Annotated in this window: 20 protein-coding genes; 15 read left to right on the top strand and 5 right to left on the bottom strand. The window is 67.5% G+C overall.

The annotated features are described in order from the left end of the window. Positions 1 to 205 precede the first annotated feature (205 nt). The gene (locus ACWDUD_RS02525) at positions 206 to 700 is read left to right on the top strand and encodes an ArsI/CadI family heavy metal resistance metalloenzyme (protein ID WP_248673862.1); all 495 of its coding nucleotides are present in this window, start codon (positions 206 to 208) and stop codon (positions 698 to 700) included. 55 nt (positions 701 to 755) lie between these two features. Here the strand turns inward: ACWDUD_RS02525 and ACWDUD_RS02520 are convergent, their stop codons facing one another. After that, positions 756 to 1,304 carry a DinB family protein gene (locus ACWDUD_RS02520; protein ID WP_450108226.1) on the bottom strand — a complete coding sequence of 183 codons (549 nt, stop codon included), beginning with the start codon at positions 1,302 to 1,304 and terminating at the stop codon, positions 756 to 758. A gap of 74 nt (positions 1,305 to 1,378) precedes the next feature. Between ACWDUD_RS02520 and ACWDUD_RS02515 the strand changes: the two genes are divergently transcribed. From ACWDUD_RS02515 to ACWDUD_RS02500, 4 genes are read left to right on the top strand one after another with little or no spacing between them, the layout of a single operon-like run. Next, positions 1,379 to 1,780, top strand: coding sequence for an ArsR/SmtB family transcription factor (locus ACWDUD_RS02515; protein ID WP_197257918.1), 402 nt, complete (start codon positions 1,379 to 1,381; stop codon positions 1,778 to 1,780). A 35-nt stretch (positions 1,781 to 1,815) separates the two neighbouring features. After that, complete coding sequence (gene arsB, locus ACWDUD_RS02510) at positions 1,816 to 2,856, top strand: ACR3 family arsenite efflux transporter (RefSeq protein WP_450108316.1); 1,041 nt, start codon at positions 1,816 to 1,818, stop codon at positions 2,854 to 2,856. A gap of 58 nt (positions 2,857 to 2,914) precedes the next feature. Then, positions 2,915 to 3,355: an arsenate reductase ArsC gene (locus ACWDUD_RS02505; protein ID WP_450108225.1), complete on the top strand. Its 441-nt coding sequence runs from the start codon at positions 2,915 to 2,917 to the stop codon at positions 3,353 to 3,355. Between the two features lie 14 nt (positions 3,356 to 3,369). Then, positions 3,370 to 4,422: an ArsO family NAD(P)H-dependent flavin-containing monooxygenase gene (locus ACWDUD_RS02500; protein WP_197257922.1), complete on the top strand. Its 1,053-nt coding sequence runs from the start codon at positions 3,370 to 3,372 to the stop codon at positions 4,420 to 4,422. Positions 4,423 to 4,555: 133 nt separating this feature from the next. Here ACWDUD_RS02500 and ACWDUD_RS02495 read toward each other — a convergent pair whose 3' ends face one another. Beyond that, positions 4,556 to 5,053: an ArsI/CadI family heavy metal resistance metalloenzyme gene (locus ACWDUD_RS02495; RefSeq protein WP_450108224.1), complete on the bottom strand. Its 498-nt coding sequence runs from the start codon at positions 5,051 to 5,053 to the stop codon at positions 4,556 to 4,558. A gap of 95 nt (positions 5,054 to 5,148) precedes the next feature. Here ACWDUD_RS02495 and ACWDUD_RS02490 point away from each other — a divergent pair, with 95 nt between their 5' ends. The 4 genes from ACWDUD_RS02490 to ACWDUD_RS02475 all read left to right on the top strand — a co-directional run bounded on the left by ACWDUD_RS02490 (position 5,149) and on the right by ACWDUD_RS02475 (position 8,535). Continuing rightward, positions 5,149 to 5,508, top strand: coding sequence for an Rv2640c family ArsR-like transcriptional regulator (locus ACWDUD_RS02490; protein WP_197257926.1), 360 nt, complete (start codon positions 5,149 to 5,151; stop codon positions 5,506 to 5,508). A 157-nt stretch (positions 5,509 to 5,665) separates the two neighbouring features. Then, positions 5,666 to 6,598: an ATP-binding cassette domain-containing protein gene (locus ACWDUD_RS02485; protein WP_248673864.1), complete on the top strand. Its 933-nt coding sequence runs from the start codon at positions 5,666 to 5,668 to the stop codon at positions 6,596 to 6,598. Further along, a complete protein-coding gene (locus ACWDUD_RS02480; RefSeq protein WP_450108223.1) occupies positions 6,595 to 7,398 on the top strand; it encodes an ABC transporter permease in 804 nt (267 codons plus the stop codon). Before ACWDUD_RS02485 ends, ACWDUD_RS02480 begins: the two co-directional genes overlap by 4 nt. Before the next feature lie 501 nt (positions 7,399 to 7,899). After that, on the top strand, positions 7,900 to 8,535 hold the full coding sequence (locus tag ACWDUD_RS02475; RefSeq protein WP_450108222.1) for a sigma-70 family RNA polymerase sigma factor: 636 nt from the start codon (positions 7,900 to 7,902) through the stop codon (positions 8,533 to 8,535). A 58-nt stretch (positions 8,536 to 8,593) separates the two neighbouring features. Here the strand turns inward: ACWDUD_RS02475 and ACWDUD_RS02470 are convergent, their stop codons facing one another. The 3 genes from ACWDUD_RS02470 to ACWDUD_RS02460 all read right to left on the bottom strand — a co-directional run bounded on the left by ACWDUD_RS02470 (position 8,594) and on the right by ACWDUD_RS02460 (position 12,618). Continuing rightward, on the bottom strand, positions 8,594 to 9,163 hold the full coding sequence (locus tag ACWDUD_RS02470; protein ID WP_197257932.1) for a YdeI/OmpD-associated family protein: 570 nt from the start codon (positions 9,161 to 9,163) through the stop codon (positions 8,594 to 8,596). Between the two features lie 84 nt (positions 9,164 to 9,247). Next, positions 9,248 to 11,113, bottom strand: coding sequence for an ABC transporter ATP-binding protein (locus tag ACWDUD_RS02465; protein WP_450108221.1), 1,866 nt, complete (start codon positions 11,111 to 11,113; stop codon positions 9,248 to 9,250). Continuing rightward, a complete protein-coding gene (locus ACWDUD_RS02460; protein ID WP_450108220.1) occupies positions 11,110 to 12,618 on the bottom strand; it encodes an ABC transporter transmembrane domain-containing protein in 1,509 nt (502 codons plus the stop codon). The genes ACWDUD_RS02465 and ACWDUD_RS02460 overlap by 4 nt, the downstream gene beginning before the upstream one ends. Positions 12,619 to 13,114: 496 nt before the next feature. On the opposite strand from ACWDUD_RS02460, the gene ACWDUD_RS02455 reads away from it, so the two are divergent. The 6 genes from ACWDUD_RS02455 to ACWDUD_RS02430 all read left to right on the top strand — a co-directional run bounded on the left by ACWDUD_RS02455 (position 13,115) and on the right by ACWDUD_RS02430 (position 22,814). Further along, on the top strand, positions 13,115 to 15,034 hold the full coding sequence (locus ACWDUD_RS02455; protein WP_197257936.1) for a hydantoinase/oxoprolinase family protein: 1,920 nt from the start codon (positions 13,115 to 13,117) through the stop codon (positions 15,032 to 15,034). Between the two features lie 46 nt (positions 15,035 to 15,080). Continuing rightward, positions 15,081 to 15,500 carry an acetone carboxylase subunit gamma gene (locus ACWDUD_RS02450; RefSeq protein WP_197257938.1) on the top strand — a complete coding sequence of 140 codons (420 nt, stop codon included), beginning with the start codon at positions 15,081 to 15,083 and terminating at the stop codon, positions 15,498 to 15,500. Between the two features lie 29 nt (positions 15,501 to 15,529). Continuing rightward, positions 15,530 to 17,656, top strand: coding sequence for a hydantoinase/oxoprolinase family protein (locus tag ACWDUD_RS02445; protein WP_197257940.1), 2,127 nt, complete (start codon positions 15,530 to 15,532; stop codon positions 17,654 to 17,656). A gap of 25 nt (positions 17,657 to 17,681) precedes the next feature. Then, positions 17,682 to 20,003: a hydantoinase B/oxoprolinase family protein gene (locus tag ACWDUD_RS02440; RefSeq protein WP_450108219.1), complete on the top strand. Its 2,322-nt coding sequence runs from the start codon at positions 17,682 to 17,684 to the stop codon at positions 20,001 to 20,003. A gap of 73 nt (positions 20,004 to 20,076) precedes the next feature. Then, entirely contained in the window at positions 20,077 to 20,889 is an 813-nt protein-coding gene (locus ACWDUD_RS02435; protein WP_450108218.1) for a hypothetical protein, read from the top strand. A 113-nt stretch (positions 20,890 to 21,002) separates the two neighbouring features. After that, positions 21,003 to 22,814, top strand: coding sequence for a sigma-54-dependent Fis family transcriptional regulator (locus tag ACWDUD_RS02430; RefSeq protein ID WP_450108217.1), 1,812 nt, complete (start codon positions 21,003 to 21,005; stop codon positions 22,812 to 22,814). Positions 22,815 to 22,831 lie beyond the last annotated feature (17 nt).

Below are 22,831 nucleotides of genomic sequence, written 5' to 3'. Positions count from 1 at the left end.
CCCGACGCGCGCAAGCGCAGACGAGAAAGATAGCCGCGCGATGCATGCCTCGCGCGGCTATCTTTCTCATTTGCGGCTATGCCACCGGTTCACTGGCCGAGTTGCGTCCTTGCGGGACGAGCCTCGTCAGTAGGGGCGGCACACGGTGACGAGAGTCCGATGGGGACGCTCGCGCCGGTGCCCGAATTCCCGAAAGGTGACGACGATGCCTACCTCCCGAGTTCAACTCGCGCTCAACGTCGAAGACGTGACCGCGGCGACCGCGTTCTACTCGACGCTGTTCGGGGTGTCCCCGCACAAGCAGCGCGACGGATACGCCAACTTCGAGATCGAGGATCCTCCGCTGAAGCTGGTGTTGATCGAGAATCCCGGTGCCCAGGAGAGTCTGAACCATATCGGTGTCGAATCGCCGACATCCGAGGACGTCTCCGCCGCGTTGGCGCGGTTCCGGGACGTGGGTCTGACCGCGACGGTGGCCGAACAGGATTTGTGCTGCCATGCGGTGCAGGACAAGGTGTTCGTCGAGGCACCGGACGTGCCCAACGGGTGGTGGGAGTTCTACGCGGTGACCGACGACAGCCCCGCCAACCCCGAGGGTCTGACGACCTCGGCGTGTGAGGTCGCGTGCAACGGGCAGGACAACGCTGAGCAGGACGGCGCCGAGCAGGATGCGTCGGCCGGCAGCGTCTGCTGCGGATGACCTCGGTGGGGTGGGGTGCCGCGGGATTGCGGCGCCCCACGCCGGTGCCCTCCTGTCAGAGCGGGGGATTTCTGTCGAGGGTGAGCTGGTTCCGGTGGAAGTCGAAGTGCCGGCCCGGGTAGCGGTAGAGCTGTTCGACGGTCATCGTGTCGGTGAAGAACGGGTCCCAGCGCACCGGAAACGCCATGCTGCGCTGCATGTTCGTCTCGGGTTCGGTGGCCAGCGAGCGCTGGAGCTTCGCGATCACGCGATCGCAGTGCCTTCCCATCCGGCGGCGGTCGAAGACGAACGCGGCCGCGCACGAGCCCCGGTAATTGACCTCGTGGAAAGCCGGTGTCGCCGCGTTCAGGGCGCGCGCGAATCCGCGGCCGACCGGGTCGGGCAGCCGGGAGAACACCCGGACCAGCGGTAGTAGCCGGCGGACGACCATGTAGCCGAACACCATGTGGAACAACAGCTGTTCGTTGGTCCAGCGGGTGCCGTGCGAGCGGCGGTCGAGTTCCTCGGACGAGGCGTGATCGAGGAGTGAGTGCAGGGTGCGGCGGGCACGTTCGAGGTCGGCGGCGATCTCCCGGCGGTCGACCGGCGGTTGTGGTTCCGGCATGGTGTGCCTCTGATCGAGATGGGACGTCCGCACCGGAGTTTGGCGGTTGATTCGACGTCTGTCAATATTGATCCATGTCAATGCAAGCAGATCCGAGCGGCGACGCCTGCTGTTCCCCGCTGATGCGGCAGCCCCTCACCTCGGATTGGGCCGCCGACTTGGCCCGGATGTTCAAAGCCCTCGGTGATCCGGTGCGGCTGCGGATGCTCAGCCTGATCGCCAGCCACCAGGGCGGGGAGAGTTGCGTGTGCGATATCAGCCCGGCCTTCGACCTGTCCCAGCCGACCATCTCGCACCACCTGAAGGTGCTGCGCGAAGCCGGGCTGCTCGACTGCGAGCGCCGCGGGACCTGGGTCTACTACCGAGTGATTCCGCCCGTGCTCGAACAGCTCTCCGCGGTGCTGGCCACCGAATCCGGCGTCCTGCCCGGATCGGCTTGCGCCCCGACCGAAGCCGTTCAGGAGGCCCTCTCGTGACCACGACCACCGAACACCCGGCTGTGGTCGGGAAGATGTCGACCCTCGACCGGTATCTGGCGGTGTGGATCGGCGCCGCCATCGTTGCCGGCCTGCTGCTGGGACGGATGATCCCCGGACTCGGAGAAGCATTGAGCTTCATCGAGATCGACGGAATCTCGCTGCCCATCGCCCTCGGTCTGCTGATCATGATGTACCCGGTGCTGGCGAAGGTTCGCTACGACCGCCTCGACACCGTCACCGGCGACCGCAAACTCCTCGTCGGTTCCCTGCTCCTCAACTGGATCCTCGGCCCGGCGCTCATGTTCGCCCTCGCCTGGCTGATGCTCCCGGATCTACCCGAGTACCGGACCGGCCTGATCATCGTCGGCCTGGCCCGCTGCATAGCGATGGTCGTCATCTGGAACGACCTGGCATGCGGCGACCGCGAAGCTGCCGCCGTGCTGGTGGCGATCAACTCGGTCTTCCAGGTGATCATGTTCGCCGTGCTCGGCTGGTTCTACCTGTCGGTGCTGCCCGGGTGGCTCGGTCTCGAGCAGACCACCCTCGACGTCTCTCCGTGGCAGATCGCCGAGTCGGTGCTGATCTTCCTCGGCATCCCACTGATCGCGGGGTTCCTAACCCGTTACTTCGGTGAGAAGGCCAACGGCCGGCAGTGGTACGAGGACAAGTTCCTGCCGAAGATCGGGCCGTGGGCCCTGTACGGGCTGTTGTTCACCATCGTGATCCTCTTCGCGCTGCAGGGCGAGCAGATCACCTCGCGGCCGCTGGACGTGGTGCGTATCGCGCTGCCCTTGCTGGCGTACTTCGCGCTGATGTGGGGCGGCGGGTATCTGCTCGGTGCCGCGATCGGACTCGGCTACGAGCGCACCACCACCTTGGCGTTCACCGCGGCGGGCAACAACTTCGAACTGGCCATCGCGGTCGCAATCGGCACGTTCGGGGTGACCTCGGGGCAGGCCTTGGCCGGGGTGGTCGGACCGCTCATCGAGGTGCCGGTCCTCGTCGCCCTGGTCTATGTCTCGCTCGCACTGCGCAAACGCTTCACCGGCCAGGCTGCCGTCGCCACGAGCTGACGGGACCGGACAGCGCCGTCTCCGTCCGAACTTCCTGCGGAAAGGAATCCCCAGCGTCATGACCACCGACTCCACCACCAGCGGCAACACCCGGCCTTCGGTGCTGTTCGTCTGCGTCCACAACGCCGGCCGCTCCCAGATGGCCGCCGGATTCCTCGCTGCGCTGGCCGGGGACCGGATCGAGGTCCGATCCGCCGGCAGCGCACCCGCCGAGCACGTCAACCCGACTGCCGTCGCCGCGATGGCCGAAGTGGGCATCGATATCTCGAAGGAAAATCCGAAGGTCCTCACCACCGACGCGGTGCAGGCCTCGGATGTGGTGATCACGATGGGCTGCGGGGACACCTGCCCGGTGTTCCCGGGCAAGTCCTACCGCGACTGGGTGCTCGACGACCCGGCCGGGCAGGGCATCGACGCGGTGCGCCCGATCCGCGACGAGATCCGCGCCAAGGTCGGAGCGCTCATCGCCGAACTGACCGCGCAGCCGTCCCAGCGCTGACTGCAGGATCTTCGATGACGACGAGCGTCGACGTGGTCGTGATCGGCGGCGGCCAGGCGGGCCTGGCCGCCGGCTACTATCTGCGCCGGGCCGGGCACCGCTTCGTGATCCTCGACGACCAGCGGGGTCCGGGTGGAGCCTGGCCGCACATGTGGCCGTCGCTGCGGCTGTTCTCGCCGGCGGAATTCGCTTCCCTGCCGGGCCGGCCGATGCCCCGGTGGCCGGACGGGTTCCCGCCGGCACGTCATGTCGTGGACTATCTCACCGCCTACGAAACCCGCTACGACCTGCCGGTCGAGCGGCCGGTGCGGGTGCACGCGGTCCGGCGTGACGGCCTCGATCTGCTGGTCGACACCGACAGCGGGCAGTGGCGGGCGCGCCGGGTGATCAGTGCCACCGGCACCTGGCAGCGACCGTTCCGGCCGAGCTACCCGGGCGCGAACTTGTTCACCGGACGGCAGTTGCACACCGTCGACTACCGCACCCCGGCCGAGTTCGCCGGGGCGGACGTGGTGATCGTCGGCGGTGGCAACTCCGCCGCTCAACTCGTCGCCGAGATCTCCACCACCGCGACCACCACCTGGGTCACCACCCGGCCACCACGATTTCTGCCCGATGGCGTCGACGGCCGGGCCTTGTTCGAGTTCGCCTCCCGCCGCGCGATCGCCCTGGCCTCCGGCCGGCCCGATCCCGGTGGCATCGCCGCCCTCGGAGACATCGTGATGGTCCCGGACGTCCTCGCAGCGCGCGACCGCGGGGTGCTGACCGCGCTGCCGATGTTCGACCGGCTCACCGTCGACGGCATCGCCTGGGGTGAGCGTAGGCAGCACGCCGACGTCGTGCTGTGGGCCACCGGCTTCCGGCCCGCACTCGCGCATCTGAGACCGCTTCGGCTGCGCGATCACACCGGCACGGTGCCGGTCGCCGGCACCCGTTCCCTGAAGGAACCGCGCCTGCATCTGCTCGGCTACGGCGACTGGACCGGCCCCGGCTCGGCCACGATCCTCGGCGTCGGCCGCACCGCTCGATCTGCCGTCGCCGAACTGGACCTCGACCTCGACAACTGATCTCGGTGAAAGGACTTCGACCGGGCGCACCCCGGCGATCAACGCCTCGCGTCCGAAGTCCTGCTCCCGAGGAGTGCGTCGCCGAGGGCACCGATGTCGGCCACCTGAAAGGCAGCCGACACCGGTATGTGATTCAGCAGCAGGGTTTTTCGGCGGTTGCAGGCTGCGGCTGCTCGTTCTCCTCCGGGGTGCAGGCGGCGGTGCCACAGCACACGCCACCCTCGCCGGCCGGGCTGTCGAGGTGCTGCGGGCTCGTCCCGAAGGTCTCCGAATCGGCGAGGACGGTGTACACCTCCCACTTCTCACCGGCCGGACCGGTGACCCACACCTTGTCCTGCGTGGCGAAACAACAAGTGGTGCCGATCTCCTCGTCGGTGAACAGCCCCTCGCCGGTCAGGCGGGCGATCTCGGCATGCACCTTCTCGCTCGATTCGACCTCCACCCCGAGGTGGTTGATGGTGCCGCCCTTGCCGGGGTTCTCGAGCAACACCAGCTTGAGCGGCGGCTCCGCGATCGCGAAGTTCGCATAGCCCGGCTTGAGCTTGGCCGGTTCGGTACCGAACAGCTTCGAGTAGAACGTGACCGCTTCCTGCAGGTCGTCGACATTGAGGGCGAGTTGGGCGCGGGACATGATGACCTCCACCTCTGAGACATATATCGAAGTATGACGGCTACAGGGTGCGCCACCTTTTCGATATATGTCAAGCTTTTGGGTAGTCTCGAATCATGCCGAAAGCCCTGCCCGTGATCGACGTCAGTGCACCGATCTGCTGCGCTCCGGTGTCGGCCGCGCCGATGAGCGACGACGCTGCCCTCGAGCTCGCACTCCGATTGAAGGCACTGGCCGATCCGGTCCGCATCAAGCTCGTATCCATCCTGCTCACCGCCGACGGCGGCGAGGTGTGTACCTGCGATCTCGCCGCCGGTGTCGACCTGGCCGAATCCACCGTCAGTCATCATCTCGGGCAGCTCCGCAAGGCCGGCATGGTCGAATCCGAACGCCGCGGGATGAACGTCTTCTATCGCGCCCGTACCGAGTCTCTCGACGCACTGCGGATCGTCCTCGATCCGAACTGCTGCCGCTGACGCCCCAACGCTCGGCGGCAGTGCGTCCGGGCAGCGATTGGTTCGTCTGAGCTAGCGGACCCCACGTTCGTGTGGGGGCACCGCCAGCTCGAGAGGAACCAGCGATGACCACCCAACTGTCCGCCCGTCCCGCCGCCGACCCCGCCGGGGGTGTGCGATGACCGCCCCGGCCGTCGTGGTCGAAGACCTCCACGTCGCCTACGGCAAGACGTGGGCGCTCGACGGCGTCGACCTGGAAGCCGCTGCCGGAACCACGGTCGGGGTGCTCGGCCACAACGGCGCCGGCAAGACCACCCTGATCCGCACCCTGACCACCCTGGTGACCCCGACCATCGGACGAGTGCAGGTCGACGGTCTCGACGTCGTCGCCGACGCCACCGCAGTCCGCCGCCGCATCGGGGTGACCGGTCAGTACGCCGGTCTCGACGAATTCCTCACTGCCCGAGAGAATCTGGAGCTGATCGGTCGCCTCACCGGGCTGCGTCGCACCGCCCGCCCCCGGGCGGACGCGCTGATCGAGAGGCTCGGGTTGCACGAGTACGCGACCCGCCGGGTCGGGGAACTGTCCGGGGGATCGCGCCGGCGAATCGACCTGGCCGCCAGCCTCGTCGGCTCCCCGTCGGTGCTGTTCCTGGACGAGCCGACCACCGGCCTGGACCCGATCGCCCGCACCGGGCTGTGGGAGGTCGTCGAGGAACTCACCGCCGCGGGTACCACCGTGGTGCTCACCACCCAGTACCTCGAGGAAGCCGACCGGCTCGCCGACCACATCGTGGTCCTGCGCAGTGGCCGGGTCGCTGCCCGCGGTACCCCGAGCGATCTGAAGCGGATCGTCGGCGGCAAGGTCCTCGCCGCCACCGTCCCGGCCGTTCGAGCAAGCGCGCTGCCGTTCACCCCGGACACCGAACGTCCGGTCGACGGCGGCGCCCGGATCCGGGTGTCGGTCACCGTCGACGACGCTCCTGCCGCCACCGCACTGGTCGCCGACCTGCACCGCTCAGGTATCGAGCTCACCGATCTGGATGTGACATCCCCGAGTCTCGACGACGTCTTCACCCACCTCGCCCACAACACTGGAGCACACCGATGACCACCATCCGCCCGACCGTCTCCCCGTTCGGGAGCCAGGTCGCCGCCCTGACCATACGCAACCTGCGCACCAGCGCCCGCGTCCCGCAATTGCTGATGTTCTCGCTGACCATGCCGATGGCGATGCTGGTGCTGTTCAGCCAGGTGTTCCGCAGCGTCGCGGCCGGAGCGGAGTTTCCGGCCGGAGTCAGCTACATCGACTTCCTCACTCCGGCGATGCTTGCCGTCTCCACCGTGATGGCCGGCACCAACGCCGGGGTGTCCGCGGCGATCGATCACACCAACGGCCTCCACGACCGGTTCGCTGCTCTGCCCATGCGCCCGAGCGTGCCGGGGGTGGCCCGCACCCTCAACGAAGCGATGTTCACCCTGGCTCGGGCGGTGCTGCTCGGGATCGCCGCAGTGGCACTGGGTTTCGAATTCCACGGCACCGCCGCCGACGCCGTCTCCGCGGTGATTGTGCTGGTGGTCCTGGCCGGGGCGATGAGTGCGCTGTTCGGGCTGATCGGGGACCGGCTCCGGCGTCCCGACGTCGTGCAGTTCGCCGGAATGATGGTGATGATGCCGCTGATGTTCGTGTCGAGTGCGTTCGCGCCGCTCGAAACGATGCCCGGCTGGATGCGGGCGATGGCGTCGCTCAACCCGGTCGCGCATGCCACCGACGCCCTGCGCGGGCACGTGCTCGGCACCGCCACCGGCGGTGACACCGTCACCGCCCTGATCGCGGCGATCGGGTTGTGGGTGACGGTCGTCGCTGTCCCGGTCGTGATCCGCCGGATCCGGCCATCGCTTGTCCGCTGAGCGCCGGGATCCCGCTCTGCGCCGTTCCCGCTCCGGTAGCGGGTTCGGGCAGGGCGGTTCCGGTGCGTCGGCAACGACCCGGCACCGGGCACGGCAGGTACCCCTATCCCGTGAAGGGGATAGGGGTACCGGGTTCAGTGGATACGTCCGGTCCGGGCGTCGACAGCGCTCATTCGGCGGTGTCGAGCAGATGCAGTTCCTCCGCCAGGATCAGGTCCACCTCTTCACTGGTCAGACCCGACAACAGATGCGTAGTCAACATCGCTCTCACCTCCTCGCCGCGCTTCTACAGGTACGTCGAATCGGGAAACCCGATATCGACATCGACACCTCTACAGACGAGACCCATGTGAATCGGACGCAGCGCCTGCCTCGCTGCAGCCGCGAAGGGTTGCGTCCGAGAGCCCTTTGGATCGTCCGTCTCGACGAGACGGCAACCGTCCGGGACTCGCGGACGCGCAGCGCGGCGAGGATGCTGGAGACGGAGAGGAACCAGAGATCATGAGCGAGACGACGGACCCCACTGCGACGACACTGCAACCGGCACCGGGCGATCTCGAGCAACTGTGGCGGGACTTCTCGGGTGACCTGCGGGCTTTCATCGCCCGCCGGGTCTCGACCCCGGAGGACGCCGACGACATCCTGTCGATCGTGTTCCTGCGGATGGCCAGGAGTCTCGACGGTCTGCGCGACCAGGATCGGCTCCTGGGGTGGATGTATTCGATCACCCGCAACGCGATCACCGACTACTACCGGTCCGCGGCCCATCGCCGGGAACTGCCCGTCGACGCCGTCCCGGACAACCCGGCCGCCGACCGTTTCGAGACCGATGAGGCGGTTCAGAAGGAACTCGCCGCGTGCCTGGTGCCGATGCTCTCGGGTCTGCCCGCCGAGCAGGCCGAGGCGGTGAAGATGGTCGATCTCGGCGCCCGCACGCATGCCGACGCCGCCGACGAGGCCGGAATCTCCGTCTCCGGCATGAAATCTCGCGTCCAGCGAGGCCGCGCCCACCTCCGCCAGCGGTTGCAGGCCTGCTGCCGGATCAGCCAGGACCGCACCGGTCATGTGCACGACTACCAACCGCGTAGCGGCGGCGCCTGCGCCTGCGGTGCCACACAGCCCGCGTCGGACCGGTGAATCGGTCGGCCGGCAGACGACGGGCAAGACCATCCTGGTTCCGTAGGCGCGGCCCCGATCACGGTCGCTCGTTGCGGGCGGCCTTCTCGACGATGCCGGCGATCCGCCTGGTCTTGGTCGCCGGCTGCTTCGCGAATGCGATCTGGCTGAGCGCGAATTTGCGGACGCTCGGCGGCCACGCGTCCCAGTTGGTGCGCGCCCGAGGGTCGGCGTCGAGGGCTGCGGTGAGTTCCGGAGATTCGACGAGTGCCTCGGCGTCGTCGAGCAGCGTCCACAGACCGCGTTGCTTGGCGTCGTCGACGACGGCCTGCCCGGGCGGCTGCATTCGTCCCTCGGCGATCAGTTCGGTCACGCGAGCCTTGTTGGACGCGGCCCACGCGCTGTTGCGCGCGCGTCGGGTGAACCACATGCCACGGCGGTGCTCGTCGATGATCCGGGTGTGCCCGTCTACCCACCCCCAGCACAGTGCTTCCCGCACGACCTGCTCGTAGTCGAGGGGAGTGTTACCGGACTCCTTGCGCCAGAACACGATCCAGACGCCGGGGGGCCGGTCGTGGTTGTCCCGCAGCCACGCGTGCCACTCGTCGAGGGACTCGAGGTGCAGGTGTTCTGCGTTCGGGTCGGCCATGCGGACCAGGCTAGGGCCTGCGGTCGCGCAACGGCCGGTCTCGGCGCAAGAGGGGCGAGTTGCCGGTCCGGATGGAGCACGCGGCTACGTGGTCACCCCCGAAGTGACGAGGTCGGGATCGGAATCTCCGTCCGGAGCGCGGCCGGCGCTGCCGATCTCTCGCCGACCGGCAGTCCAAGCGGCCCACAGACGGTGGTAGATCCCGCCGGCGGCGAGCAACTGGTCGTGGGTGCCCTGCTCCACGACCTGACCCGCGTCCATGACGAGAATGTTGTCGGCACGCGAGGCCTGGTCCAGGCGGTGCGCCACCACCAGGGCCGAACGATTACGGGTCACCACATCAGCGGCATCCTCCAACGCCCCCGCCCCCGCCGAGCCGGCTTCGGCAGTCGCCTCGTCCATGATGACGATGGCCGGGTCGAGAAGTAGAACGCGAGCCAGCGCCAGCTGCTGCGCGGCGACCGGCTCCAGCTGGATGCCACGCGCGCCGACCACCGTGTCCAGCCCCTGCGGAAGCCGGTCGAACCATGAGCGGGCATGTACCAGATCGAGTACCGAACGGAGCTCTCCATCGGTGGCATCGGGCTTGGCGAGGGTCATGTCCTGGCGCAGGGTTCCGGAGAAGACATGCACCTCCTGGCTGACCATGGCGAGACGCGCGACGCGCTCACGGTCGGACAGTGACGACACGGGGTGTCCGTCGACGAGCACCTCGCCTTCGTCGGGTATGTGCAGTCCCGCCAGCAGCGCTGCCACCGTTGTCTTTCCGGCCCCTGACGCGCCCACGATGGCGACGGTCTCGCCCGGGGTGATGGTCAGGTTGATGTTGCGGACGGCCCAGGGGCCGCCGTAGCTGAAGCTGACGTTGCGCAGCTCGACGTGCCCTCGGGGAGCATCTGCGCCGCTGTCGGGCACCGGCACCGGCGGATCGGAGACCACGCCCACGATTCGTGCCAACGATGCGTACCCGGACTGCACGACGTCGAGCACGCGCATGAACGTGTTCAAAGGACCACGCAATCGGATGATCATGAGCACCGCCCCGGTCACGGCGCCCACGGTGAGGGCGCCGGTGGACACCAGCCGGTAACCCACCGACAGCGCGATCGTCAGCATGAGGAACTCGGCACCGAGCATCCAGACGTTGAGGACGAGCATGGTGCTGCGAGCCCTGATGCCCTTGCGGACCACATCCCACGAGGCGTTCTCGATTTCGGTGTGGACGCGGTTTTCCATCGAGAACGCACGCACCGTCGCGCGACCGCGGATGGACTCCAGGACGCGACGGGCACGCTCGGCCATGGCGGCGCGCTCGGCGGCATAGCGCTCGGGGGCCTTGGCGAGGTAGCGGCGCGCGGCGATGTAGTACACCGGCGCGACGATCACCGGGATGATCAGGAACTGCCAGTCCAGCGCGAACAGGGCCGTGACGGTGGCAATGACAGTGAACAGTGAGGTGGACAGCGTCGGCACGGTCTCCGTGACGGCGGCGGACAGCTCGGCGACGTCATCGGTGGAACGGCTGACCAGATCGCCTGCGCCTGCATCCTCGACTCGGTGGGTGGGCAGTCCCAGAGCGGTGCCGACCATGTCCTGGCGCAGGTTCGCGATCACGCGCTCGGACAGCCGTGACACCAGATAGAAGCCGCAGGCATTCACGACCGCGCCGGCGATCGCGGCGGAAATCAGACCTGCGCCGATCAGCCACAGCGATCCCTGGGTGTGGTCCGTCACCAGGTCCACGATCCGGCCCATCAGCTGCGGCACCAGCACACCGGCGTACGCGCCGAGGACGAGCAGTACCAGGGCGAGCAGGAACAACAGCTTCGCATGGCGGACTTGGCCCAGCTGACGCGCGACCTCGCGCCGCACCTGCGTCAGCGTGGCCAGGGGGAACCGAAGGGCGGTGTCGGTCTTGACGGGTGGGCTCGCGTTCGTCGACGGATTCATCGGGCGGCCCCCGCCAGCAGCTCCTCCGCCGTCGCCTTCAGCTCCGCCACGCTCGAGTGGTTGGCCGCCACGGCGTTCCAGGCCGGGGCCTCGCTGAACACGAGCGTGATCTTGCCTGCCCGGTGCCGGGACACCCGCTCGGCGAGGTTCTGCTCCGTCACCGAGTCCACCGCGGTGGTCGGATCCTGCAGCACGAGGACCTCGGGGTCGAAGGCGATGGCGCGTGCCAGGGCCACGCGTTGCCGCTGACCGCCGGACAGCATGCGTCCGTTCTCGCCGACGCGCTTGTCGGGGCCCTCGGGGATGTCGTCGCAGCAGGCGACGCGGAGTGCTTCCTCGGCGGTGGCCCGGTCGGGGTGGACGTTGTCGGCGACGCTGCCGTCGAACAGGTCAGCCGCGTGCGGGACGACGATCACCCTGGTCCGGGGTAGCGACTCCAGCTGGGAGATCAGCTCGTGGTCGGTGCCGCGCACGACAGTGAGACCGGTCGGCAGGGCCTCCAGGAAGTTGGCGGTCCTGGCTTCGTCGATTTCAGTGGTGTGTTCGAAGTCTGCCCCGAGAACCTCGCGGATACGCCGTCCGGATGCCTCGGCCGAGGCCCATCGCGAGGCGAGGTTCCTGCCGAACATGGTCATCGGAGTGATGAGGAACTGCGTCAGGCCGACGACGGTGATGAGGTCGCCGATGGTCATGTGCCCGTTGAGTGCGAACGCGCCGGCGGTGATGCCGAGGGCGGAGACGAAGATCGCGCCGGTGGCCTCTGTGGCCCCGTTGAGGCGCGCCTCGGCGGCATTGGCGTGAATGGTCTTGTGATAGGCGATGTCCGAGACCTCGGCATAGCGAACCCGGACGGTGACGATCGCGCCCAGGCCTTTCAGGATGCGCAGTCCCTGCACCACATCCGCGGCGGTCGCCGCGGCCTGAGCAATCGCATGCTGACGTGCGACCGAACGACTCTGCAGCGGGCGGGCCACCCGGAGGGCCACGATCGCCAGGAGCGGACCGCCGATGAGGGTGGCCAGGCTCAGCCAGGGACTGATGGTGAACATCATGGTGGCGCCGTAGACGATGGCCGCCGCCTCGGCTACAGGCATGACCGTCATCATCACGATCTCGCCGACCCGGCTGGTGTCGGACGATGCGATCGACAGCAAGCCGCCTGCGGTGCGCTCGCGGCCGGCGAACCCACGTGGATCCTGGATGCGGTCGGTGACCATGGTGCGCAGATCATGGCTGACCAGCTGCTGACTGCGGATCAACATGAAGCGCGCGATCCAGTTCGCGACGATGGCGAGCACGAAAAGACAACCCAGAACCAGGATCCAGAATCCCAGTCGGCCGGCAGACGAGGTGGCGATGGCCTCATCCACGGCCCTGCCCACGACGACGGGCGTCAGGCCGTTGCAGATGAAAGCGACCGCCATGCCGACCGAGGCGACGAAGCTCCACGGACGCTGCGAGAGCGCGACCTTCAGCGTCCACTGCCGTGCGTCGAGCGCAGGCATCTTGGACTGTTGCCCGCCAGGTCCGGGAAGCGCCGAATAGTCGACGATACTTTCCTGTCCGTGAGCTTGAGGGATGACGAGCACGAGCGAAAATGTTACACGTGCGAACTACCGCGGCCCGGCTGTCGTGTCGCGGTGGTCTGTCTCCGGTTTCACGCATCAGCGGCAGGGACCGAGAGTCCGAAGGGACTGCCCTCACTTCGAGTGGGGCAGTCCCCTACGGGGCCGGGTCCGAAACGGGTCGTCCCCAGCTCTAGGAGATCTGTGGTTCCCGTGTTCGCCTGCACTCCCCATCGAACCGGAAAGTGTCCCTCATCCGGACACTTCCCTCCACCACGCCGACACCCGCGCGCATCGGTCGTGCGGGACGAACACCGAAACCCCAGGTTGGGGCGTATATCACTCAAGGTGTCCGCAAGTGACACACTTCACACGATGTCTGCAGCCCCAGGATTTCCTCATCCGAATCGCAACACCGCATTGGACCGAGGACACCATGGACAGACTGATCAACATCGACAATGGCGGTACCCTCACCGACATCTGCGCGTGGGACGGCCACGACTTCAGCTTCACCAAGACCCTCACCACCCCGTTCGACCTGTCGCAGTGCCTGTTCGACGGTCTCACCAAAGTGTCGCGGGAGATCTACGGCACGGAGAATCTGCCCGAGCTGCTGCACTCGACCGCACACATCCGCTACTCGACAACGCAGGGTACGAACGCGCTCGTGGAGCGGAAGGGTCCGAGTGTCGGCATCCTCACCGACTCGGCCGGCACGGTGGACGAGCTCAGGCGCACCCCCGAGCAGCGCGCGCTGTTCGACGACCTCGTCGGCAGCCGCGTCGCGGTGATCGACAGCGCCGCCGACGACCTCGACAGCGAACTGGTCGCCAAGGTCAACCGGCTCATCACCGACGGCGCGGCCCGCATCGTCGTCGCGGTCGGTGACACCAACGACGGCCGCGAACGCGAGATCCGCAGGGTCCTGCTGCGCAAGTTCCCGCGCCACCTGCTCGGGTCGGTGCCGTTCCTGTACTCGTGGGACTTCAGCACCGATCGCACCGCGTCCCGGCGCATCTGGTCGGCCGTGATCAACACCTTCCTGCACCCGACGATCGAACGGTTCCTGTACAACACCGAGCATCGTCTGCGCGACCATCGCGTCCGCAACCCACTGCTGATCTACCGCAACGACGGGGCCTCGTCGCGCGTAGCGAAATCGGTTGCGCTCAAGACCTACTCGTCGGGACCGCGAGGCGGCTTGGAAGGCACCCGGGCGCTGGCCGAAGTCTACGGCCTCAAGCACGTCCTCATGATCGATGTCGGCGGCACGACCACCGACATCGGCACGGTCACCGGCGGCGAGATCCTCACGGACCGAAGAGGTTCCATCGCCGGGATCCCCATCTCCTTCCCGATGTCCAACGTCGAGTCCGCAGGCATCGGCGGCAGCTCCGTCATCGCCGTCACCGACGGTGTCATCACGGTCGGCCCCGAGAGCGTCGGCGCAGCACCGGGACCGGCCTGCTTCGGTTTCGGTGGTACCGCCGCCACCATCACCGACGTCAATTTGCTGCTCGGGGTACTCGATCCGTCCACCTACCTCGACGGCGGCTTCACCCTCGATGCGGACCGGGCCCGCGCGGTCGTCCGCGAGACCGTCGCCGAGCCGCTCGGCCTCACCCTCGACGAGGCGCTGATCGCGATGGAGCAGGCCTACTTCACAGCCATGGGGAGTGCCATCGCCCCGGCAGTCCAGGATGCCGACGAGACCACGATCGCCGCGTTCGGCGGTGCCGGTCCGATGAGTGCGTGTGGTGCTGCCCGGGACGCCGGTGTCCGCACCGTCCTGATCCCCAAGCTCGCCGCCGTCTTCTCGGCGTTCGGGATCGGATTCTCCGACATCGGGCAGAGCTACGAGACCGACCTCGTGGACACGAGCGACGCGACACTCGCCGATGCCACCGCCGACCTGCTCGCCAAGGCCGAACGCGACATGTTCCAGGAGGGGCATTCCCTCGACGAGTGCACTCTGTCGTGGACGGTTGCCTCGGAGGACGAGCACGGCGTCACCGTCGACGAAACCCCCTACCGGCCCGGCGAGCCGGTGGAACTCGTGGCCGGTGCCTCCAGCGCGCTGACCCTCGTCGTCACGCGCCGAATGAATCGAATCGCCCTGCCCGACAGCTCGTTCGCCGAACCCTGCGACCCGCAGGCGACCGGTGTCCGCACCGTGCTCGGTGCCGCGGGACGCGCCGAGGTGCCGGTGTACACGCTCACCGAGCAGCAGCCGGGTGCGACCGCCGAGGGACCTGCCATCGTCGAAGGCCCCTTCTTCACCGCCCGGGTGCAGGACGGCTGGACTTTCCACGTCACCGCCGGCGGCGACCTGCTGCTCACCGACACCCACTGACCGACAGGCGCGACGCCTGCTCCCACCGCTTCGAAGGATGCACGACATGCGAATTCCCATGACCGAATACCTGGTCATCGATCTCGACACCGAACTGTGGCTGTGCCGGGTGTGCCAACACGAATTCGGCAGCGCCCGTGGCAATTACAAGGAAGGGACCCTCGTCTACGACCGCGATCCGCGCGAGATCCATCAGCCGATCATCGACCCGGACCGCTACGAGTTCACATTCTCACCGGACCCGAACTACTGCCGGATCCTCGAGTACTACTGCCCGGGTTGCGGAACCCAGATCGAGACCGAGTACGTCCCGCCGGGCCATCCGCCGACCGTCGACATGGAGTGGGACATCGACGCCCTGCGTGCCCAGTGGCTCGAACGCGGCACCGATCCGGAAGAGGTCATCACCTACGGACCGGGGCAGGACGCCGAAGGCGAGTTCGAAGGCCGCCGCCACCAGCACTGAACATCTTCGACCGCAAGGAATCCGATACCATGAAACGCATCTCCGTCGACATCGGCGGCACCTTCACCGACTGCTTCTTCGCCTGGGACGACAAGTACGTCGAGGCCAAGGCCCTCACCACCCACCACAACCTCGCGCAGGGCTTCAACGAGGCCCTCGACCTTGCCTGCCGACGGGCCAACCTCGACCGCGACGACGTGCTGTCCCAGGTGGATTCGGTACGGTACGCCACCACTCTCGGTACCAATGCGCTCATCGAGCGCAAGGGGCCCCGCGTCGGTGCCATCGTCACCCACGGCTTCGAGGACACCATCCCGCTCTCGCGCGGCCGTGGCTACGGTGAGGGTCTGGACCCGTCGATGCAGCAGAATCTGCCCGCTGCCGAGCGTCCCGAACCACTGGTGCACCGCAGCCTGATCCGCTCGGTGAAGGAGCGCGTCAACTCCGCCGGCAAAATCGTCATCCCGCTCGTCGAACAGAACGTACGCGAGATGGTGCGCGAACTCGTCGACGCCGGCGTCCAGGCGCTGGTGGTGTCGCTGGTCAACTCGACCGAGAATCCGGCGCACGAGCTGCGGATCATGGAGATCATCCAGGAGGAGTACCCCGAGCATCAGCTCGGCGCCATCCCGGTGCTGCTCGGCCACCAGGTGTCCGGCCGCAAGGGCGAGTACGTGCGGGCCACCTCCACCATCGTCGACGGCTTCCTGCACGACATCATGTTCCACGCGATGAGCCAGCTGGCGAACAACCTGCGCGATTCCGGCTACGACAAGCCGATGCTCATCATCCACAACTCCGGCGGCATGGCACAGATGAACTCGACCGATGCGCTGCAGACCATCCACTCGGGACCTGTCGCGGGAGTCAGTGCCGCAGAGCATCTTTCGGAGTCCTCGGGCATCGGCAACATCATCACCACCGACATGGGTGGCACCTCCTTCGACATCGGCCTGGTGCCCGCAGGTGGGGTCAAGCACTACGACTTCCAACCCACCATCGACCGGTGGCTGGTCTCGGTACCGATGATTCACCTCGAAACCCTCGGCGCCGGAGGCGGTTCCATCGCCAGCTACGACCGCATCCACCAGTCCGTGCGGCTCGGACCCGAGTCCGCGGGATCGGACCCCGGCCCGGCGTGCTACGACCGCGGCGGACTGCGCCCGACGGTGACCGACGCCGATCTGCTGCTCGGCTACCTCGACCCCGACAACTACGCGAACGGTTTCATCAAGCTCAACCCCAGGCGCGCGGTGTTCGCCATCGAGGAAAACCTCTGTGACGAACTGGATCTCGACGTCATCGACGTGGCCAAGGTCATCAAGAGTTCCGTCGACGAGCAGATGGCGATCGGCATCGCCAAGGAACTGCGGGTGCGCGGTTACCTGCCCGAGGACTTCACGATGCTCGCCTACGGCGGCAACGGCCCGCTGCACGCGTGCGGCATCGCCGACCACGCCGGTATCCGCCGGATCCTCGCGCCGCCGTTCTCGTCGGTGTTCTCCGCGTGCGGCGCCGGCAACATGAAGCAGCTGCACATCCACGAACGGGGCGTGCACGTGGTGCTCTACAACGCAACCACGCGAGCACTCTACGACCGTTACGAGGAGTTCAACGACATCGTGGCTGCCCTGGAAGCGAAGGGTGCGGAGGATCTGCGTCGGCAGGGCATCACCGACGACGTGATCGAGCATCGCCTCGAAATGGACCTGCGGTACGGCAACCAGCTGGTGACGACCGCGGTGTCCTTCGACATCAACCGGATTCACGGGGTCGGGGACGTCCTGCACCTGATCCGCACCTTCTCCGACATCTACTCGCAACGGTACGGGGAGGGGTCGGCCGCACCCGAGGCGGGGATCCGTGTGCAGACCATCCGTGTCGCGTCGTACGTCAACGGCGACACGGTGGAATTCGACTCGCTGCATCATGGCGGGGAACGAACGCTGCCTGTCCCGATCGGACATCGGGACGCGCACTTCGTCGGGCACCCGCGGGCGATCAGCACCGCGGTCTACGACGCGAAGGCCCTCGATGCCCGGCATGTGATCCCCGGCCCGGCGATCGTCACCACCGAGAACACGACCTATCTCGTCGAGCCGGGCTGGCGCCTCGAACCCTCCCCGCAGGGCGCCGTCTGGTTCCTCAAGGACTAGCGCAGAAACACCAGGAGACAATGTCATGACCGCAGTGCACGACGACCTCGCCAACGCCGCCGCCGAACGCCTCGCGTCGCTCGACGAGCAGGAACAGCAATGGGTCGACGAATTCATGGACGAGACCACGCTGTTCCTCGGCCCCGATCGGGAGATCATGCGTTCGCACCACATCGCCTCGCGCAGCGAGCTCGAGGAGGAATGCATCGCCAAGGGCATCGATCCGCTCGAGGTGGATCGCATCCGTAAACGCCTGGCCGGCGCCCTCGACGAGGGCTTCGAGATGTGCGAGGCGATGGGTGCGGCTCCCGGCGCCAAATGGGGCGACCTCACCACCGCCATCTACACCGCCGCCGGCGATGTGACCTACCTGTCCTGCCACGGCGTGATCGCGTTCTCCGCGATCTTGCACCACCCGATCCGGTACATCATGAAGTACTGGAAGGACGAGCCGACCGTAGGCATCCACCCGGGCGACGGCTTCATCCACAACGACGCCCGCTTCGGCAACGTCCACAACACCGACCAGTCGATGATCATGCCGATCATCCGTGACGACCGGATCATCGCGTGGATCGCGGCCACCATCCACGAGGGCGAGAACGGCGCGTGCGAGCCCGGCGGCATGCCCTCCGGCTCGGAGACGCCCTTCGACGACGGCCTGCGGATGAGCCCGTTCAAGATCGTCGAACGGGGCGAGCTGCGCCGCGACCTGCTCACCTTCCTGCAGCACTCGGTGCGCGACCCGAAGCTGCAGCTCGCCGATCTGAAGGTGAAGATCGGTGCGGTGCAACGTATCCAGGAACGAGTCGACGCGATCATCGACGAGGTCGGAGTGGAAACCTTCGTCGCTGCACTGCGCATCACCGTCGAGGACGTCGAGGCCGAGGTGCGCCGCCGGATCCGCGAGCTGCCCGACGGCACCGTCCGGTTCAACCAGTTCATGGACTCGACGCTCAAGGAGAACATCCTCATCAAGCTCGCCTGTGCGATCACCGTCAAGGGCGACAAGATGACGATCGATCTGCGCGGGAGCGGACCCGAGATTCTCAACCGGGCCATCAATTCGCCGCTGTGCTCGGTCAAGTCGATGATGATGCAGGCCATCCTCGCATTCTGGTGGCCGGATCTGCCGCGCTGCACGTCGGCGATGAGTCCGATCGAGATCATCTCCGATGAGCACACCTGGTCCGACGCCGGCTACGACGCCCCGATGGGCCAGTCCCTGCAGGCCTCGTTCCGCGGGTTCTCGGCGTTGCAGAACCCCTGGGCGAAGCTGCAGTTCTCCAACCCGGAGAAGTTCTCCAACGTCATCGCCCCGTGGTTCAACCAGATCAACACCTTCCTGTGGGGCGGGGTCACCCAGCACGGTGATCAGGTCGGGAATCTGTGCGCCGACCTCAACGGCATGGGCGGTGGCGCGAAGGCGTTCCGCGACGGCGAGGACGCCGTATCGCCCCTGTTCTGCGCGATGGCCGACACCGCCGAACAGGAGGTCATGGAGGAGGAGGTGCCCTTCATGCAGCTGGTGAGCAAGCGGATCGTCCGCGACAATCAGGGCTTCGGCAAGTATCGCGGTGGCATGGGCTACGAGATGATCGTGGCGGCGGAAGGCACCCCGCTGTGGGGCTTCATGACCGTCACCTCGGGTGCGAAGTTCTCGTCCATCACCGGGCAGTTCGGTGGCTACGGCTGCAACACCTATCCGCTCGCGATGGTCAAGGGCGTCAACGTCTACGACGAACTGCGGCGCAACCCGGAACGTTTCGACCTGTCCATCGAGAAGGTGATGAACGAGCAGCCGTTCGAAGGCGCCGAGTACACCACCAGCCACATGGGCCTGCAGTTCGACGTCGCCAAGGACGGTGAGCTGTACATGATTTCGCAGGGCACCGGCGGCGGCTACGGAGACCCGCTCGAACGAGCCCCCGAGGACGTGGTCGCGGATCTCGAGATCGACCGCATCTCACCGAAGGTCGCGCACGACATCTACGGCGTCGTGTACGAGCCGGAGACGTTCGTCGTCGACACCGAAGCCACCGACGAACTGCGCGCGTCGATGCGCCGAGCCCGGATCGCCCGCGGCGTTCCCTACGCGCAGTTCGTCGAGCAGTTCGTCACCCCCGAACCTCCGAAGGACCTCCTCTACTACGGGTCCTGGGGTGACACCCAGGAACTGACCGCCACCCACTTCACCGTCCACGGTGCACAGCGGGTCACCACGACGATCGACAAGATGCCGATCATCATGATGCCCGACCGACGCGAATCGAAGATCGCCGAGCTGACCGCGCGGGTGAAGGAACTCGAGGCCAAGCACGGTGAGGTGGTCCACCGCAAGTCCTGACCACCGTCCGCCCCGTCCACCGGGTGCCCGCACGACGTGCGTGCGGGCACCCCTTCACCCCCCGGAGACCACGATGACCACTTCGAAGCCCGAGTTCCTCGCTGCACCGGCCTCGGGGCGCCGCACCCCCTTGATCATCGACCATCTCGACTACAGTCAGCGGGTCCTGTTGCGCGGCAATCCGATTCCCTGGGGCGACCCGACCGCGCTGTCGAACCTGTTCAACCAGGCACACGGGCTGCTGCGCCCGGACGCCACGCTGCTCGACCTCGGTGCCTACTATCGGATCCTCGCCGGGGACCCCCGCCTGCAGGATGCGATGACCGCACGGTCGCGTCCCGGATACGCGCTGCGCACCCTGCTCGGAGACGCGGAGGCCGGCCGGGCCGCGGTGACGCTGGTTGCCACCGTGGCCGGCACGACACGGCTGCCGCTCGTCCTGCAGATCCCGTCCCCGCGTGCGTGGCTGGCACAGACACACCCCGGAACGACGGACGATCTCGACGCCGACCGGGTGGAGAACGCGGCGATGTACGTCGCCGACTGGCTGCGAGGGTTCGCCGACGTGCCCGTCGCGGCGGTCCTGCTCGACGAGCGCGCGGCCGGAGATGTGCCTGCAGTACCCCCCGAGGCCTATGCGCCGATCGGCAACGTCGCCGTGCACTACCGATGGGAGCTGGGGCTGCGTGACCAGCGAAGCGTGTCGTTCGGTGAAGGCGACGGGGATGTGCTCGGCGACGACTTCTGGCTCGGCGACCGCGCCGCCGTGCCCGCGGAGGCCGGGGCGTTCCGGCTCACCCGGCTCCCCGAGGGTGCGGTGCCGGAAACAGTGCTGGCCCGGCTGGCCGACCTGGACCGAGAGAGCGTTCGCTCGGGGGCGAACTGACACTGGGCCCGGGCATCGCACGGAACCGACCGAACACTCGGTCCGGGCGTCGCACGGAACCGACCGGTAGCCTCGAGTGACGCAGATCACCGCGACGTGGTGGAAGGAACACGATGAAGAACGCAGACCGACGGCTGACGGTGGCGGTCGCCCGCGCCGGGTTCCTCGATTCCGGAGAGCCTGACGAATCCCTGGTGTCGCCGCTCGTGTCCGCCTCGTGGCAGCGGTCGCAGGCAGCGGGGGTGCAGCCTTCCGGTGGGGACGTCGGGTACGTCGGTGACGTGGATCGGGAATCCCGGCTGGTGCAATGCGCAATGTCCGTTTTCGACAGGCTCGCGGCGGACATGGTCGACGTTCCCGTCAGCATCGCACTGACCGACGCGAAGGCACAGGTGCTGATGAGGATCGACGGTGCCCGCGGCATCGGCCGGCTCCTCGACCGGGTCTCGCTCGCGCCCGGCTTCGACTACCGGGAGGCCGAGATCGGCACCAACGGCGTGGGGACCGTGCTCGAATCCGGACAGGCAGTCCAGATCGACGGCGCCGAGCACTTCCACGACCGGTTCCAACCGTTCGCGTGTTCCGGTGCCCCGATCCGCGACCCGTTCAGCGGCCACATCGCCGGTGTCGTCGACCTCAGCTGTCTCTCCGAGCATTCTTCCCCGTTGCTGGCGAGCGTGGCGCGCAGCGCAGCATCCGAGATCGAACTGAACCTGTTTCGCGATCGCAGCGCCCGTCAGCACGCGCTGTTCGACGCGTTCGTCCGCGCCGACGCACGTGGGGGGACGGCGCTGCTGGCCACCGGCAGCGCGATGTCGCTGGCGAATCCGCTCGCCCACGCCATCCTGGCGCCGGAAGATCAGCGCCGCGTCGGCGAGCATGTCGACTACATGATCGGCCATCGCGACCGCATCGACGAGCACGTCGAACTGCCCGACGGTGTCAGCGTCCGGGTGCGGGCCGTCCGGATCCGGGCGGGCGAGGACACTGCCGGGTACCTGATCGAAGTGTCCGAATCCGCCGCTGCGGCGGCCGCGATCCCGGCCGCGGTCCGGCCCACCGCTCCGCCCCGCGTGCCCTCGCATGGGGCGGGACTGGCTGCCGCAGGAACCGGGAAGTTGCGGGCCGGCGGTTCGCCCCTGTGGACCCGGACCTGCAACGAGATCGAGGACGCGGTGCGGACGGGGGAGCGGGTGCTGGTCACCGGCGAGCCGGGCACGGGCAAGGCCTCGCTGGCGTCCGAGATCTTCCACTCGGTGGTGCCCGGCGGGCGCAGCATCCTCGTCGACGGCAGTACCGACCTCTCGGGGCTTACCGACGATTCCCCGACTCCCACCCTGTACGTACTGCGCAACATTCGATCCATGCCCGAACCGGTGGTTGCAACCCTGGCGGCGGCGCTGGCGAAACCCTGTCCCGAGCACGTGTTCGTCGTCGCCACCATGCAGGATTCGGATGAACCGGCGCCGGAGTTCCTCGCTCCGTTGCTCGACGCGCTCGAGCGAACCGTGCACGTGCCCGCGCTGCGGCACCGCACCGACGACATCCCCGGAGTGGTGGCGCAGGTGCTTCGGACGATCACCGGCTCGTCGAGCCGCGAGCTCACGCCCGACGCGATGCGCCTCCTCGTGCGCTACCCGTGGCCGCGCAACATCCACGAGCTGGAGGATGCGCTGCGCAGCGCCGTCGCGCTGCGGCCGGCCGGGCGAATCACGCGCGAGGACCTGCCCGAATGGTGCCATCACGGGCCGGGCCGCAAACTGAGCGCCGTCGAGGCGGTCGAGCGCGACGTGGTGGCCAAAGCGTTGCGGGATGCCGGCGGGAACCGGGCGGAAACCGCTCGCGCACTGGGCATTTCACGGTCGTCGCTGTACCGGAAACTAGCCAAGTTCGGGCTCGCCGACGCTGCGGAGCCGGCCGGTTGACCGAGTGCGATCTTCGG

The organism is Rhodococcus sp. NPDC003382 (assembly GCF_053589135.1).
The sequence above is the reverse complement of the archived record's forward strand: the minus strand, read 5'-3'. Positions and strand labels throughout refer to the sequence as shown.